The organism is Mesorhizobium sp. B2-3-10, from assembly GCF_006442275.1.
GTDB lineage: Bacteria > Pseudomonadota > Alphaproteobacteria > Rhizobiales > Rhizobiaceae > Mesorhizobium > Mesorhizobium australicum.
This window is the reverse complement of the sequence record NZ_VFVT01000008.1, coordinates 53,938-68,070: the sequence shown is the minus strand read 5'-3', so window position 1 is coordinate 68,070 and position 14,133 is coordinate 53,938. Positions and strand designations below refer to the sequence as shown.

Below are 14,133 nucleotides of genomic sequence, written 5' to 3'. Positions count from 1 at the left end.
AATCGTTTGCTCAGGCAGGCAAGCGGAACTGCTTGCGCAAGGTCTTGTCGAACATCCCGGCGGGCGCGAAGCGACGCAGCAGGCTGACCTGCCGGGCCGCCTTGCCCGCGGTGTAGCGCCGGCGCGGCTGGCTGGCGGTCGCCGCTTTGACGACCACATCCGCCACCACTTCCGGCCGATCGGCTTTGGGCATCACATCGGCAAGCAACGCCTTGAAGCCGGCTCGCGCCCGATCGTATTCCTTCAGCACGGAATCCGGTTCTATTCCATTCTGGTCGAAGACGGTGCGCACGAATGCCGGCTCGATGACCGAGACGCGAATATTGAAGGCACGAATCTCATGATCGAGCGATTCCGAATAACCTTCGAGCGCGTGCTTGACCGCGGAGTAATGCGCCGAATATGGCGCGGGTACCAATCCCAGGATCGAGCCGATATTTATGATGCGTCCTACGCCCTGCCGCCGCATCGACGGCAACACCGCATTGGTCACGCGCATGACGCCGAACAAATTGACGTCGAACAGCGCCTGCACCTGCGAGATCGAGGATTCTTCGGCTCCTCCAAACATGCCGACGCCGGCATTGTTGACCAGCAGATCGATGCGGCCGGTCCGCGCGTGTATGGTTGAAACGAGTGCATCGATGGCCTTGTCGTCGGTCACATCGCAAACCAGCATGGTTACTCCGTTCGGGCTGTCGCCGAGCTTGCGGCGGCTTGTGCCGAACACGGTAAATCCCGCTCGCGCCAGCGCTTCCGCGCTGGCGCGGCCGATGCCCGAGGAGGCTCCCGTGACGAGCGCGGTCTTTCCCGAATTCCTGTTCATTTGGTGCTCCAAAATCATGAGGGCTAGCTTTTTCTCCTCGCTAGAATTATGATCGTAATATCATATTACACTCATAATGCAATAGAAGAAAGGAATCGCAGCCATGCGCTATGAAAAAGGCCGGAAGGACGCCTCGCGCAGCCGGATCATGGAGGTTGCCGCCAACCGTTTTCGCGGTGACGGTATCGCCGCGTCCGGGCTCGCAACCATCATGAAAGACGCCGGCCTGACCAACGGGGCCTTCTATCCGCACTTTCAATCCAAGGCGGCGCTTGTCCGTGAAACCGTGGCAGCGGCCTTGGAGGATCAGTCGGACCAGATCCGCGAAGCTTTGGCTGCCGGCGGCCTGGATATGGCCATCGACGCTTATCTGTCGACGGCACACCGGGACAATCCGGGACAGGGCTGCGCGTCCGCCGCATTGCTGCCCGAGATCGCACGCGAGCCTTCCGAAACACGTCAACTCTATACCGAGCGCTTGCTGACCCAGGTGCGCCAGGTGGCGGCGGAACTGCCGCCGCGGACCCAGAATCGGGAAAGCGTTGCGCTGGGCATCTTTGCGACCCTTATCGGCGCCCTTCAGATGGCCCGCGCCGTGGACGGAACGGAACTCTCGGAACGCGTCCTCGCGGCAGGGGCAGACGCGGCGCGCACGCTGATCCAGCGGGATAGCGAGGCTTCCTCCTAGGTTCGAGCGAAGTTGTAGGCTCAGACGAAGTCTGCAAGGTGCCGGCGAAGCTGATCGTGGCTTTCATAGGAGAGGCGCTTGACGGTCGCTGGGCGCTGAAACTTTCCGCAAGCCGGCCTCGTTGCTGCGCAATCGCCTTCTGAGGCGATGACAAGACCCTCCATCAATGCCTCGCTGGCCGCGCCCGCGAGGCCTTTTTTGTGCGGCGACGAGGCCATCCTGCCGGAACCCGGAACCATCCGCGAACCGCGAAATTGTCCAGACAGCCGGAAGCCTGGCCGTCTCCAGCGTCAGCGGCGATGAGCGGCGACAGGGAAGGCTGCCCAAAACCAAGCAACCGCCTGGACGCCGTGGAGCGCGCTCAGCTATCGCAAAGGTGACAAAGGTTCGCCAGACCATATTCTGGCGAAGTTGGGGAATTTTGGTCTGATAAACCGGAACTTTCGGGCAAATTGTTTCGTTATAACCTTGATCGTTGCTTCGACGGTCGCAAAGCAACAGGGAAGGACCCAGTCATGAACATCAAGATGATCTGTCTTGGCGCGATGGCGCTTTCGATGGCCACCGGTTCGGCTCTCGCCGGAGCCAGCACGGGAACATCCGCTCTCGACGATCCTGCCAAGATGAAGCCGTTCTACACGGACTCCGGCATGAAGAAGATGGTCGGCAATGATGCCTTCGTCAAAGCCTGGAAGGCCCTCACGCCCGAGGACCAGACCGCCATGAAGACCGCTTGCGCCGACGAGGCCAAGAACGCCAACCCGACCAACACGCATCCGGAATTCTGCAGCAGTGTGAAGCTGAACGGCGGCAGTTGATAACGCGCCGCAGCCGTGAAAACAGCCCCGTTCGGGGCTGTTTTCGTGACCGCCGTGCTTTGCCTTGCCGTTGCTCATTCGATTCCCACTCCAGGTCCCTGACGCCACGAGTTTTGCCGTCGATCGACACATTTCCCGCGTTTTCAAGAAGAGGAAAAAACAGCGTCCTTGCTCTGGCCATGTTGCACTGCAAAATATATGCTGCATTGCAATATCGGCTCCCCGGCCGGACAGGGTGACGGCTGGGCGCAAACGAAGGAGCTGTCGTGGCGGCATCGTTTCGGCCTGACATACAGGGCTTGCGCGCGCTGGCGGTTGGCGGCGTCGTCGCCTACCATTTCGGCCTCACGGCGCTGCCTGGCGGCTTTGCCGGGGTCGACATCTTCTTTGTCATTTCCGGCTGGCTGATCACCACGCATCTGATGCAGGAGATCACCGAGACCGGCCGCCTCGACCTCTGGCGCTTCTATGCCAGGCGCGCACGGCGCCTTCTGCCGGCCGCCATCTTCGTCATCCTGGTTACGCTCGCCGTCGGCACCTTCATCATGGCGCCGCAGGAACAGGCGCTCTATTCGCGCGGCGCCATGTATGCCGCGGCCTACACCATCAATCTGTGGCTGCTGCGCTGGTCGTTCGACTATTTCGCCGCCGATGCTTTGAGCAATCCCTTCATCCACTTCTGGTCGCTGTCGGTGGAGGAACAGTTCTATCTCGTCTGGCCGGCACTGCTTGTCTTCGCCGCCTGGCTGCATCGGGGCCGACGCATGACGGTGGCCGTGATCGGTACCGTCGGCCTCGCCTCCTTCGCGGCTTGTCTCTGGCTCACCAGTCTCTCGCCGGCCTGGGCCTTCTATTTCTCGCCGCTGCGGGCCTGGGAATTCGCCGCCGGCGGCCTGGCGACCTTTGGCGCGCCAATCTTATGGCGGCATCAGTTCTGGCTGCGGGCGGCACAGGGATGGCTGGGCCTGGCGCTGATCGCCGTCGCCTATCTCTGTTTGAGCGAAGACCTGCCCTTCCCCGGCTGGTACGCGCTGCTGCCGGTTGCCGGCTCCGTGCTGGTACTGTTGAGCGGCGCCGGCGAACAGGGCGATGCCCCGGCCAGGACTCGCTGGCAGGCCTTGGCGCCCGCCGCCATGCTCTCGCTGGCGCCCTTGCAGTGGGTCGGCACGCTCTCCTATTCGCTCTATCTCTGGCATTGGCCCATCATCGTCTATGCCACCATGCTGGAGCCCGACCTCGGCGTGGCGCAGCGTATCGGCTGCGCCGTGCTGGCGCTGGCGCTGTCGGCGGCCACCTACCGGCTGATCGAAAACCCCGCGCGGCGCGGTGACTGGCTGGCGGCGACAGCCAGGGCCTTTCGCTTCGACGCCAGCCCGGCCGCAAGACCGCTTCGGCTTTTCCCCGGCCTTGCCCTCGCCCCGGCCCTCGTGCTGACCGCCGCCGGCGTGGCGGCGGCCTACGCCAACGCGCATCTGGCCACGCGCAACATCGACCCGACCCAGCGCGGCATCGAAGAGGCCGCCGAACAGCCGTCCATCGCGCGCGCCGTCGACAAGGACTGCCTGCTCGATTTTCACACGGTGGAGCCGAAGCCTTGCACCTTCGGGCCGGCCGACGCCGCCCACACCATTGTGCTGTTCGGCGATTCGCATGCCGACCACTGGTCGACGCCGCTGGTCGAGGCGGCAAAACGTAACGACACCAAAGTGGTCACCTACCTCAAATCCTCGTGCCGCGCTTCACGCCTGTCGACCTTCAACGCCGTGCTCAAGCGCGACTACACCGAATGCGACGCCTGGCGCGAACAGGCGATTTCAGACATTATCCGCAGCAAGCCGCGCCTGGTGGTGATCTCGGAATTCTCGATCGGCAATCTGACACGCGACATGTCCGCCGCCAGCCGCAAGGCCGAGATAGCTCGCTGGCAGGCTGGCCTGCGCTCCACCTTGGAGGCCTTCAGCCAGGCAGGCGTCGAGGCCGCCGTCATCCGCGACACGCCGATCGGCGACAGCTTCGCGAACGCCTGCGTCGCCCGCGCGCTGTGGTGGCGCGAGGCGCCGTCGCTGTGCGACACGCCGAGGGCCGAGGCCGCCAATGACGACGTGGCCGCCGCCGAGCGCGCGGTGGTGAAAAGCATCCCCGACACGCTCTATGTCGACCTCACCGACCGCTTCTGCGGCCCGACCGAATGCCACGTCTTCATCGATGGCAAACTCGCCTTCCGCGACAGGCATCATCTGGCGACGGCCTTTGCCGAGACACTGACAGCACCGCTGGAAAAGGCGCTGTTTTAGAGGGTTCCTTTCCCCTTGTGGGAAAAGGAAGAGCGCCCGCTTACTCGGCCCCCGTGGTCCAATCTCCCTTGGTGGTTGCATGCCTTGCTGGTTGCATCCAGGGGAAATGGACGGCGGCGGCCAAGGTTCAAAACGCGCCCCACCATGTTGACAGGTATGGCCAGGGCGGCATCGCCGGACAGGTCCTTTCGCCCCGGCAAACAGCTCGAACGATCGATCCACCGATTTATGGGAACAGGGCCGCGGCTGCAGCGTTTATTAGGCACACCTTAAGAAGGAGGTTGTCATGAAAAAGCTCTTGCTTGCATCCGTGATCGCGGTCGCTTCGGCGGTGGCGGTGATCGCTCCGGCAAATGCCGCCAGCATCACGCTCGGCATCGGGAACGGCTATGATGACGACTACTACGTTCCCAGACATCGCGACTATTACCGTCACTACTCCGACGATAGCGACTATTACGGTGGCTACTCCGACGATGGAGCCTATTACCGCCGTCACCACTATCGTTATGGCGTGTACGACGACGGCTACCGGCCGCGCTATTACGGCATGTACCATCGCCGCTGCCACACCGAGCTGGTGAAGCATTGGCGCCACCACCACCGTGTAATCGAGAGAGTGCGGGTCTGCGGCTACTGACCTTGGGATTTGGCCCGGCCGGCGTTAGCCGGCCGGTGGCTTGTTAACGGGCGGATAAAAGAGTGTGCCTCAAGATCAGTGCACGCCCGCGAACCGCTCTCGGTGGTGAGCCAAGAACGCCGGATGGGGCATCAATCGCGAATCCTTGGGCCAGTGCAAACCTTGGGATTCAGGGCGAAAGAGATTTCTCAATTCACTGGGGACCCGATTATGAGCGACCAGCAGCCGATGGTTCTCGTCTATCGAAATCAGGTGTCGGTCAAATAGCCAGTGCACGGTGGCTGATAGCGCGATGCCATTGCGCACAACATCGGGACCACCAGCCGCGACCGGCTTGATATGTGCGGCCTGAACCTCAGCTCGACCACCACCATTGATGATGCGCAAGCCGGTGACGGCGCAGGTATCCTCGTAGGCGCGACAGACCTCCAGCCGGAAAGTCGCGTCACGGACTTTGCGGTTTAGCAAAATCCGCTCGACCCGACGATCGACTGTCTCGGCAAAACCGGACTGTCCACCGAAACGAGGCTGCATCGACCATGGAACGTCGAGCGGAAGCATATCAGGGCTAAGTCTTCTGGCATTTGCGGGGTCGAGTGGTTCCCGCAAGCCAGCCAGGACGATCTCGTCGAAATCCTCCTGCGGGATCAACCGTATCGATCTGCCTTGTATCTCCCGACCAACGCGGCGCGGGTCACCGACATGGCGTAGCGCTGTCTCTGCGTAGCGGCCGTCCTTCTTGAAAGGCACAGGTGTCGGAAAGTCCAGGTAGTCCGTCACATTGGCATAGTAGTGGCCGGCCAATTCCAGATCCGGCTCAATATCGGCCACCCGAGCGACGGCAATATAAGCTTGGCTACCATTATTGCGTCGAGGTTCACGGTAAAGCACCCAATCGCCAACCGAATTTCGAGCCACTTCCAGATAGCGAGCCGGAAAGTGATAATGGCCTTGGCCATCCTTATAACCAGACCCCGATTTCAAATCGAAAATGGCTTTCACGATTCCCCTCGGCACTACACGGACTGGAATTTAGCCGCGTTTCGAACATCGTGCGAGATGGCTCCTTCCAACAATGCTTGCGCCTCTGGCCCTTCACTTTCGTGCCAAAACGCAACACCATCTTCCCGAATCATGAGACGATGAAAAGTGGACACCCTCTCGACCACCGAACGAAGTGAACGGATGGCGCGTATCCATGGCAGGGATACGAAGCCGGAGATGGTCGTGCGCCGGCTACTCCACGGGATGGGCTATCGTTACCGGCTCCACCGTGGCGACCTGCCTGGAAAACCGGACATTGTTTTTGGAAAACGCAAAAAAGCGATTTTCATTCATGGGTGCTTTTGGCATCGTCACGACGATCCGGCGTGCCGGCTCGCCCGTCTTCCAAAGTCCCGGTTGGACTTCTGGGAACCTAAATTGTCGGCGAACGCGGAGCGCGACGCGCTCAAACAGGATGCACTAAAGCGGCTCGGCTGGAACGTCCTGGTTGTCTGGGAATGCGAATTGCGGCAAAGTGAACAATTAGAGAACAAGCTGCGCCAATTCGTGGGGGAATAGCATGAAATCGATCGAGCTGTTCGCGGGCGCTGGCGGGCTTGGCATGGGTGTGAGCCGTGCCGGATTCACGCCGGAAGCCGTAATCGAGTGGGACCGGTGGTGCTGCGACACCATTCGCGAAAACCGGGCCGATGGCCTCGGCCTGGTTGGTGATTGGCCGGAGCCTATCGAGGGCGATGTTCGCGGCGTGGATTTTCGGGCACACGAGGGCAAGATAGATCTGGTGACAGGCGGCCCGCCCTGCCAACCATTCTCGTTGGGCGGCAAGCATCGCGCCCATCTGGATTCGCGTGATATGTGGCCGGAAGCGGTCCGGGCGGTTCGGGAAGCCAAGCCACGCGCCTTCATCTTCGAGAATGTCAAAGGGCTGACTCGCGAAACCTTCGCGACGTATTTTTCGCACATCGTGCTGCAAATGACCTACCCGGAGCTGGTCGCCGAATCCGACGAGGGTTGGGAAAGCCATCTGCGGCGGCTTGAAAAGCATCATACCGGCCGTCGTGGACCAAGAGGCCTTGAATATCGGGTTGTTCCACGATCGTTAAACGCGGCGAATTACGGTATCCCGCAGCGTCGGGAGCGGGTAATTTTCGTGGGCTTCCGAGCCGACCTCGACATCAAATGGGCTTTCCCGTTGGAGACGCACTCTCTCGAGGCCTTGCTGTGGGATCAGGAAAAAGGGGACTACTGGGATCGACACAAGGTCCGCAATGCTGATCGTAAGGTTGGCGATAGGCATTCCGAGCGCGCGGCACGACTCGACGTCAAACCAAAAACCGCGCCGTGGCGGACAACGCGAGACGCGATAGGCGATCTGCCCGATCCCGAGCATGAGTTGCGAAAAGCCGCGAACCATAACAACCACCGGTTCCAACCCGGAGCGCGATCCTATCCCGGGCACACCGGAAGCCCACTCGACGAACCGGCCAAGACGCTGAAAGCAGGTGTCCATGGCGTTCCGGGTGGCGAGAACATGCTGCTACGGCCAGATGGCAGCGTGCGCTACTTCACCGTGCGCGAAAGCGCGCGCTTGCAGACATTCCCGGATAATTTCCGTTTCCACGGCGCATGGTCCGAAACCATGCGTCAGCTCGGCAATGCTGTCCCGGTGGAACTGGCGAACATCGTCGCGCGCAGCGTGAAACGCCATCTCGACTTCGGTGGGTCGGATTTCTTGAAATGAAGGGTTATGTCGAATTCGAATTCGACCTTCCAGGCGCACTGTTGGCACGACTTATCGACGTGCTTGACAGGCTTGATACTGCCCCGCTCAACACCGCGAGCTTGCAGGCGGTCCCCGAGGAACAGGGCGTCTATCAACTCCTGCTTGATGGTCAGCTCGTCTATGTGGGCAAGACTGACGCCGAGGCCGGACTACAGAAGCGCCTGTCCCGCCATGCCCGCAAGATCATGCATCGGGTTGACCTGGATCCAGCGCGCGTTAGCTTCAAGGCCGTGCGCATTTTCGTGTTCACAGCCATGGATCTGGAGGCGAATCTCATACGCCACTATGGCGGCGTAAAGGCCATAGATTGGAATGGAAGCGGGTTCGGCTCCAACGATCCAGGCAGGCAGCGCGACACCACTAAGGTCAAATCCAAGAACTATGACGCTAAGTTCCCGATCGACATTGACCGGCAAATGGCGTTCGCCATCGACCATGGCGAGACCGCGTCAAGCGCCCTCGCTCGGCTCAAAGAGGCCTTGCCGTACACGTTCCGTTTCCAGAAAGCTGACTCGGATTTCGATGCAACCAAGCTGGCGGCGTTGAGCGGCCCTATAACTCCAAGGGCAGCGATCCGTCATATCGTGAATCCCTTGCCTCAAGGATGGCAGGCAACCGCCCTGCCCGGTTACATCATCCTCTACAAAGAGAAACGTGATTACCCCCAGGCTGAAGTAATCGCGGTTTCAAAGGGGTAGAAGGGCCTATCAAACAGCCGCGCCCTTCGCTGCTCACCGTCCCATCATCATCCCATAGTGCACGGCCAGCAGGTCGAGCCCTACCTTCAGCAGCCTCGTCACCACGTCGCGGCCTTCGCCATCCTGTTCGGCCACGGTCTTCACCGGCTGTTCCAGGCACACGACCTTATGCACGATTGCCGCCACATCCCAATGCCCGAGGGCCCGTGTCGCGGCGGCGTGCGCGCGGCCGGCGTTGAGCACGCTGTCGGCGATGCCGCCGCCGATGCGGCCGCCGTCGACGCGCTCCGTCCAGCGCATCGGCTTGATATCGGCCTGCTGGCTGCACCGGAAGTGCTCGCGGTAGCGCATGCCGGCCTCGCGCTGTTGGCGGGTCAGCGAGGTGATGCCCAGCAGCGGGTCGACATTGCGCACCCGCACGATGCCGCCGGTGGAAGTGTGGCCGTCATTCGACACCTCGTAGACGCGCCGCGCCTCGGCCGTGCCCGGTGTCAGCCGCTTGCGGCCGAAGGCATCGTCCTTCAGCGCGAAATCATGGCCGACCTCGCGGCGGATGCGCACCTGCTCGGCCTCGCCTCTCGGCAGTTTCGGCGCTTGCGGCCTGGCGGCCTTGGTTTTTTTGGGCATGGGTGGCTCCTTGGTTGTGTTCGAGTGGTGGCCAATTCTCAGTCGGCTCTGGCGTGGCCGAGGGCGTCCCCCTCTCCGTCCCGGCTTCGCCGGGCCACCTGCCCGCCGCTTCGCACAGGCGAGGAAACCAGGCCGACGCCCCTCCGCGCCAGCAACTCCCGCATCACCCGCCGCTCGCGCACTTCGATGCAGAGCTGCGCGCTCGAAGGACAGAACTGCGCGTTGCCGCTCCTCACCTCGCCGCGCACGAAGCGCTGGATGGCGGCCTGCAGGTCGCCTAGTTCGGCATCCCTGATCGCGCCGAGGTAGCCGCGCAGTTGCATCTCGACGTCAGTCAGGGCGGATTGCGGGAAGCAGGAGAACATTGCCGCCAGCGCCTTCGTTGCCTGCTGCAGTTCGGCCGTGGTCATATCCGCGGATCTCCTCGATGATGGCGTTGGCGGCGTCCCCGTGGGTTTTCGGCCTGGTCCAGCCCGGCGGCTTTTTGAGCCGGCCCGGTCTTTCGCGCCCTTCGCGCGCTGAAAAAGCCGAAGCTTTTTCCATCTGGTTTCTGGACTCTGGAGAATGCCGCGTCAAAACATCGGCATTTGCTTGGGTATGCGCCTTTGTTTTCAAGGCGGTGGCGGCTCCGCCGCGCGCGCCGGCGGCCGCTCTCGCCTCGCTCTTGAGCCGCGCCTTGCGCAGCTCCTTCGTCAGTCTCTTGTGTCCGATCTCGTCGCCCTCGCGCTCGAAGAAGGCGAGCAGCTCGGCGCTGATCGCCCGCCATCGCTTCAACGGCAGGCGCGCCACGCGCGCCAGCCTGGCGTCATCATCGGGCAGGCTTCCCCCGGCATTCCACATCGCCATCAGCAGCAGCATGTAGGCGCCGATCTGCTCGGTCGAGAGTTGCAGCGTGTCGCCGACGAAATCGGAGACGTAGAGCTGCATGAAGGGCCGTTCGCTCATGCCGTGCACCACCTCGTTCTTACAGCCGCGCTAATGGAACCCGCCGCCGGTCCGGACGTTGTGACGCGTCCATGCCCAAGGGAGGATTGCCCATGACGGCTTTCATGCCGGTGACCCTGCGTTTCTGCGACAACAAGACCATGCTGGTCGGCTCGGTGGCCGATGCGGCGACAGCGCTTCGTCACCAATGGCCCGACAAAACCGCGCCGGGCTATCTCGAGGCGGCACGGCTCGTCCGGCTCGCGGTCGAGGGTACTTGCTGTCCGCGGCCCGCCTTCGAGGCCTTCCGCGAGGCGGCCAGGCAACAAGGCATATTGGTGGCCAAGCCAAGAAGCCGCGCACATGAGTGGCTCGACGCGGCAGCGAGCCCCTGAGACGGCCGCGATGCAACCGGCGGCAGGCCTTGTGCGTTTATGAGCGTCGGCTCGAAAGCCGCGCCCGCACCGAAGGTGAATGCCGTGGGTACGATGAAGACCGGAGTGCCGCTCAAAGTCTGCCTGGACGGCCATGTCGAGGAGATCGAGACTGTCAGCGAGGCCGCCGATTTCCTGCAGCGCTGGCCGATCGAGCGGCGGGGCCACGTCTATCGCAGCGCCCTCAACGCCTGCAGCGCCGCCATCGCGGCGCAGATCTCGCAATCCGATGCGATGAAGGTGTTCACCGGCTTTGCCCGGGTTGCCGGCATTCTGGTTGCCGGCGGCGGCCCGGCGACGATGCTGGAGCGACGGGCGGTGCAGCCGCCCAAACAAGGGCGCCAGATGCCGAAATAGCGGTGCGGCGCGATAGGCGTTCACGGTAATTCTCCCGGTATTGGCGGCGATCGAAACTGGTGACGGCGGCGCGAGAAGCGCCTTTTCCTCCATTCAACGGGGAGAAGGGACCGAGCTTCACCCGGCTTCGCAAACAGGGCGGTGAAAGCGCGCCTGATGATAGCTGCAGTAGCTTTTCATCGCAGTGATGCGCATGCCGCAGCACAGCATGTCCTGGCCGGGCCGTCCGCCGGGCTGACCATTTTTAGCATCTTCCTCCGGCGCTAGGTCGAGCGGAGCACGGCAGCGGGTGAACAGGCAATCGATGAAGCGCATGGCCACGCCATGCGGCTGCCGGCCGATAGGACCGCGCGGCGACGCCGGCACCTTGAAGCGGTAGGTTTGCCCATCAGCGATCAGCACGCCCGCCTCGCGTTGGAAAAGCCGTGGCCGGACGGGCGAAGGGGCCTGCTTCGGCCGCACGGCCGGTGTGCTCCCCGGCTGCGGGATGGCGCCGGCACGGCTCGTTAGAGGTTCCGCCTTGGCGGCTCGGCTCGCCGCCTTGGCCATCGCCGTGCCGGCTGCCGACGGGCCCTTGCCATTGGCGAAGCCGATCGCGCCCAGCATGGCATTGCGATGGACGATGCCGATAATGGCGTTGCGCGATACTGGGCTGCCGCGCTGTGCGCTGAACGCCGCCGCGATCCTGGAGGCCGAAAGCCCATCCCCGAGCCAGGCGGCAATCGCCTGCAATTCGCTGTCACTGTAGCTTGCCATGTCCGTCTCCATTGCGCGGCCAGCGGCCGCCGTGGACGGCGCCGTCAGGCAAGCGTCGGTTTGCCCGCGGCCGTCATGGGCGCTGTCGGGCCTGGTCGGCCTGTCGGCCGCTGGGATTGCTGTGGACGAGCCGGCTCTCAGCCTCGCCGGGCGACCTGCGGCGAGGCGCGCAAGCCGCGCCCGCGCCAGGTCTCTATCGGGGGCCGAACCAGCCCTGCCCGTCATCGGCTCGTACAGGATCTACGGTGCCGTTCTGCGGGCGACAGGCAACACCCGCGGCCGGGTCGAATGGGGGGCCGGAGCCGCGGGGAGCGGCGGCTCCGGCCGTTCCGGCCGCCGGGAACGGGCGGACCGGACGCAAGGCCGATGCACCAACGCAATCGGCTTCGCGCTTCGCCCCGGCCGGGGAGGAGGCGGCCGGGGCGGAAGGGAAAGGGCAGGCCGGCAAGGCCGGTCTGGAGGTGCTGTCGACTCTGAGAGGGTTGAGCTTTTGCATGAGTTGATATAAGCATAACTCAAAAATTGATGCAAGCCATTCTTTCATGGACGAAAGCAGGACTTGCCGCTCACATGAGGCCATGGTGAAAACGCAACTGTCGATCAGGGTCGGGGCCGCGATCCGCCAGGCACGCAAGCAGCGTGGCCTGGTCATGCGCCACATCGCCGAGCACAACGATACCGATGTCGCCGCCGTCGGCAACTGGGAAACCGGGCGCAACCTGCCCAAGACCGAAAACTTGCTGAAGACCGCCGCCTTCCTGCGCGTCGACCCCGTGGCGCTGGGCCAAGGGCAGGTTGTCTTCCTCGACGATGCCGGCCCGGTGGCGGACGCCGAGATCGTCACCGACGCCGGCCCGCTGCCGGCCGGAGCGATGGACATTCCGGTGCTGGGCGCCGCCGTCGGCGGCGACGACGGCGACTTCACCTTCAACGGCGAGCCGGCAGGATACGTGCAGCGTCCGCCAGGGGTCCGCAACCTGCCGAGAGTATTCGCGCTCCATGTCCTCTCGGATTCCATGGTGCCGCGCTACGAACCCGGCGACATGATCTATTGCGGCGGCCGCGACGCGGTGCCGGGCGACCATGTGGTGATCGAGACCTTTCCCGACGAGAACGAGAAGAACGGCAAGGCCTTCATCAAGAAACTGGTCCGGCGCACGGCGGGCGAGCTGGTGGTCGAGCAGTACAATCCGCCCAAGACGCTGACCTTCAATCGCTACGCCATCAAGCACGTCTGGCGGGTGATTCCGCTGAAGGAACTGCTGGGATACTAGACCGGGCCTGCGTGGCGTGGGCTATCGCCCGCGAGCCACGATAGCATTCAGCGTCAAGGACAACACCGTGACGGTCTTGCAAGCCTTTCACGGCGGGCGAGACGTTGCCCTCTTCGACGAAGACGACGTCTGCTGACGCCTTAGGCAGCCGGCGCCCTCAAGCCCGCCTCGACCCCTCCAGCGGCACGTCGCGGCCGCTCAGCATGCGCGCTTCCGAGCGCACGCGCTGGCGCTCGTCGATGAAAGCGGCCTGGATCGAGATCGCCGTGCCAGGCAGACCGTCGGCCCGGCAGGCCGAGCAGACAATGCGGCCCGACAGCGCGGCCAGCGGCGTGCTCCCATTCACACCGAAGCGCTTCAACTGATCGGGCCGCCACCACCTGTTGCGGCCGCAATCGGCGCACTCGACCGACAGCGAGGCGACCTGCGCGATCACTGCTTCCCTGCCTGGCAACGCCATCACTTCTCCGTCCTTTTGTTCGTGCTTTGTTCCTATCTTCCCGTGTTTCGAAGCAGGAGTCGAGTCGCAGTTTCCAAACTCCTCCAAAAGTCTCCCTTCTATGTATGTTTGAGTTATGCTTATATCATACTTGCAAATGTGAGTCGGCGCGGGATCACCTCGCGCCAGATCCGGGAGCAAGAATGGATGCCGCCGATTTCGCCCGCGCCTGCGGCTACACCGGCGACAGTCCCGCCTTGCTCGAAGCCTTCGAGGCGATCCGCCGCACCGGCATCGCGCAGGCCCGCCTGGATCATTTCAGGCGCAAGGCCGTCATCGACGAGTTGAAGCGCGCCGAGCCGCTGTTCCTGGCCGCGATCGGCCCGGCGCTGTCGGCGCACGAAGCTGTCGAGGATACAGCCCGTTTTATCGCCGGCTGGCGCAACATGCCGCGCTGGCGCCAGGAACGGCGCCTGGCCGATCTCGCCAGGGCGAAGCAGCAGCGGCTCGTGGCGCGCTTCTTCCGCCGTTTCGGCCATCGTCTTTGGGCACTTGAAGCAGCCTGAGGCC

General features: G+C 63.2%; 18 protein-coding genes. 11 read left to right on the top strand and 7 right to left on the bottom strand.

Annotated elements, in window-relative coordinates; all coding sequences use genetic code 11:
* Nucleotides 1-10: 10 nt before the first annotated feature.
* Entirely contained in the window at nt 11-826 is an 816-nt protein-coding gene (locus FJ943_RS22700) for an oxidoreductase (RefSeq protein ID WP_140725072.1), read from the bottom strand.
* 103 nt (nt 827-929) lie between these two features.
* On the opposite strand from FJ943_RS22700, the gene FJ943_RS22695 reads away from it, so the two are divergent.
* The 4 genes from FJ943_RS22695 to FJ943_RS22675 all read left to right on the top strand — a co-directional run bounded on the left by FJ943_RS22695 (nt 930) and on the right by FJ943_RS22675 (nt 5,266).
* Nucleotides 930-1,514 (top strand): TetR/AcrR family transcriptional regulator, encoded by a 585-nt coding sequence (locus FJ943_RS22695; protein ID WP_140725069.1) that lies wholly within the window; start codon nt 930-932, stop codon nt 1,512-1,514.
* A 515-nt stretch (nt 1,515-2,029) separates the two neighbouring features.
* A complete protein-coding gene (locus tag FJ943_RS22685; RefSeq protein ID WP_140725062.1) occupies nt 2,030-2,332 on the top strand; it encodes a hypothetical protein in 303 nt (100 codons plus the stop codon).
* A 266-nt stretch (nt 2,333-2,598) separates the two neighbouring features.
* On the top strand, nt 2,599-4,626 hold the full coding sequence (locus FJ943_RS22680; protein ID WP_140725059.1) for an acyltransferase family protein: 2,028 nt from the start codon (nt 2,599-2,601) through the stop codon (nt 4,624-4,626).
* Nucleotides 4,627-4,924: 298 nt separating this feature from the next.
* Nucleotides 4,925-5,266 (top strand): hypothetical protein, encoded by a 342-nt coding sequence (locus tag FJ943_RS22675; protein ID WP_348642096.1) that lies wholly within the window; start codon nt 4,925-4,927, stop codon nt 5,264-5,266.
* A 75-nt stretch (nt 5,267-5,341) separates the two neighbouring features.
* Here FJ943_RS22675 and FJ943_RS22670 read toward each other — a convergent pair whose 3' ends face one another.
* Complete coding sequence (locus FJ943_RS22670) at nt 5,342-6,268, bottom strand: HNH endonuclease (protein WP_140725052.1); 927 nt, start codon at nt 6,266-6,268, stop codon at nt 5,342-5,344.
* Between the two features lie 147 nt (nt 6,269-6,415).
* Between FJ943_RS22670 and vsr the strand changes: the two genes are divergently transcribed.
* Genes vsr through FJ943_RS22655 form a run of 3 tightly spaced genes read left to right on the top strand, consistent with a single transcriptional unit; the run spans nt 6,416 to nt 8,752 of the window.
* The gene (gene vsr, locus FJ943_RS22665) at nt 6,416-6,829 is read left to right on the top strand and encodes a DNA mismatch endonuclease Vsr (protein WP_140725049.1); all 414 of its coding nucleotides are present in this window, start codon (nt 6,416-6,418) and stop codon (nt 6,827-6,829) included.
* Between the two features lies 1 nt (nt 6,830).
* On the top strand, nt 6,831-8,012 hold the full coding sequence (locus tag FJ943_RS22660; protein ID WP_140725046.1) for a DNA cytosine methyltransferase: 1,182 nt from the start codon (nt 6,831-6,833) through the stop codon (nt 8,010-8,012).
* Nucleotides 8,009-8,752, top strand: a complete 744-nt coding sequence (locus tag FJ943_RS22655) for a GIY-YIG nuclease family protein (protein WP_140725043.1) — start codon at nt 8,009-8,011, stop codon at nt 8,750-8,752. Before FJ943_RS22660 ends, FJ943_RS22655 begins: the two co-directional genes overlap by 4 nt.
* 33 nt (nt 8,753-8,785) lie before the next feature.
* On the opposite strand, the gene FJ943_RS22650 is transcribed toward FJ943_RS22655, so the two are convergent.
* From FJ943_RS22650 to FJ943_RS22640, 3 genes are read right to left on the bottom strand one after another with little or no spacing between them, the layout of a single operon-like run.
* Nucleotides 8,786-9,379 carry a DUF6456 domain-containing protein gene (locus FJ943_RS22650; RefSeq protein WP_140725040.1) on the bottom strand — a complete coding sequence of 198 codons (594 nt, stop codon included), beginning with the start codon at nt 9,377-9,379 and terminating at the stop codon, nt 8,786-8,788.
* A gap of 38 nt (nt 9,380-9,417) precedes the next feature.
* Nucleotides 9,418-9,789, bottom strand: a complete 372-nt coding sequence (locus FJ943_RS22645; protein WP_140725037.1) for a hypothetical protein — start codon at nt 9,787-9,789, stop codon at nt 9,418-9,420.
* Nucleotides 9,710-10,324 carry a DUF1376 domain-containing protein gene (locus FJ943_RS22640; protein ID WP_140716485.1) on the bottom strand — a complete coding sequence of 205 codons (615 nt, stop codon included), beginning with the start codon at nt 10,322-10,324 and terminating at the stop codon, nt 9,710-9,712. Before FJ943_RS22640 ends, FJ943_RS22645 begins: the two co-directional genes overlap by 80 nt.
* Nucleotides 10,325-10,416: 92 nt before the next feature.
* Between FJ943_RS22640 and FJ943_RS22635 the strand changes: the two genes are divergently transcribed.
* Both FJ943_RS22635 and FJ943_RS22630 read left to right on the top strand, forming a co-directional pair.
* Nucleotides 10,417-10,698: a DUF982 domain-containing protein gene (locus FJ943_RS22635; RefSeq protein ID WP_140617911.1), complete on the top strand. Its 282-nt coding sequence runs from the start codon at nt 10,417-10,419 to the stop codon at nt 10,696-10,698.
* Nucleotides 10,699-10,791: 93 nt separating this feature from the next.
* On the top strand, nt 10,792-11,094 hold the full coding sequence (locus tag FJ943_RS22630) for a DUF982 domain-containing protein (RefSeq protein ID WP_041163778.1): 303 nt from the start codon (nt 10,792-10,794) through the stop codon (nt 11,092-11,094).
* A gap of 117 nt (nt 11,095-11,211) precedes the next feature.
* Here the strand turns inward: FJ943_RS22630 and FJ943_RS22625 are convergent, their stop codons facing one another.
* A complete protein-coding gene (locus FJ943_RS22625) occupies nt 11,212-11,850 on the bottom strand; it encodes a GcrA family cell cycle regulator (RefSeq protein WP_140725512.1) in 639 nt (212 codons plus the stop codon).
* Between the two features lie 578 nt (nt 11,851-12,428).
* Here FJ943_RS22625 and FJ943_RS22615 point away from each other — a divergent pair.
* Complete coding sequence (locus tag FJ943_RS22615; RefSeq protein ID WP_181166485.1) at nt 12,429-13,124, top strand: helix-turn-helix transcriptional regulator; 696 nt, start codon at nt 12,429-12,431, stop codon at nt 13,122-13,124.
* A gap of 157 nt (nt 13,125-13,281) precedes the next feature.
* On the opposite strand, the gene FJ943_RS22610 is transcribed toward FJ943_RS22615, so the two are convergent.
* Nucleotides 13,282-13,584, bottom strand: coding sequence for a hypothetical protein (locus tag FJ943_RS22610; RefSeq protein ID WP_015316815.1), 303 nt, complete (start codon nt 13,582-13,584; stop codon nt 13,282-13,284).
* A gap of 182 nt (nt 13,585-13,766) precedes the next feature.
* Here FJ943_RS22610 and FJ943_RS22605 point away from each other — a divergent pair, with 182 nt between their 5' ends.
* A complete protein-coding gene (locus FJ943_RS22605; RefSeq protein ID WP_140725034.1) occupies nt 13,767-14,129 on the top strand; it encodes a hypothetical protein in 363 nt (120 codons plus the stop codon).
* Nucleotides 14,130-14,133: the final 4 nt, after the last annotated feature.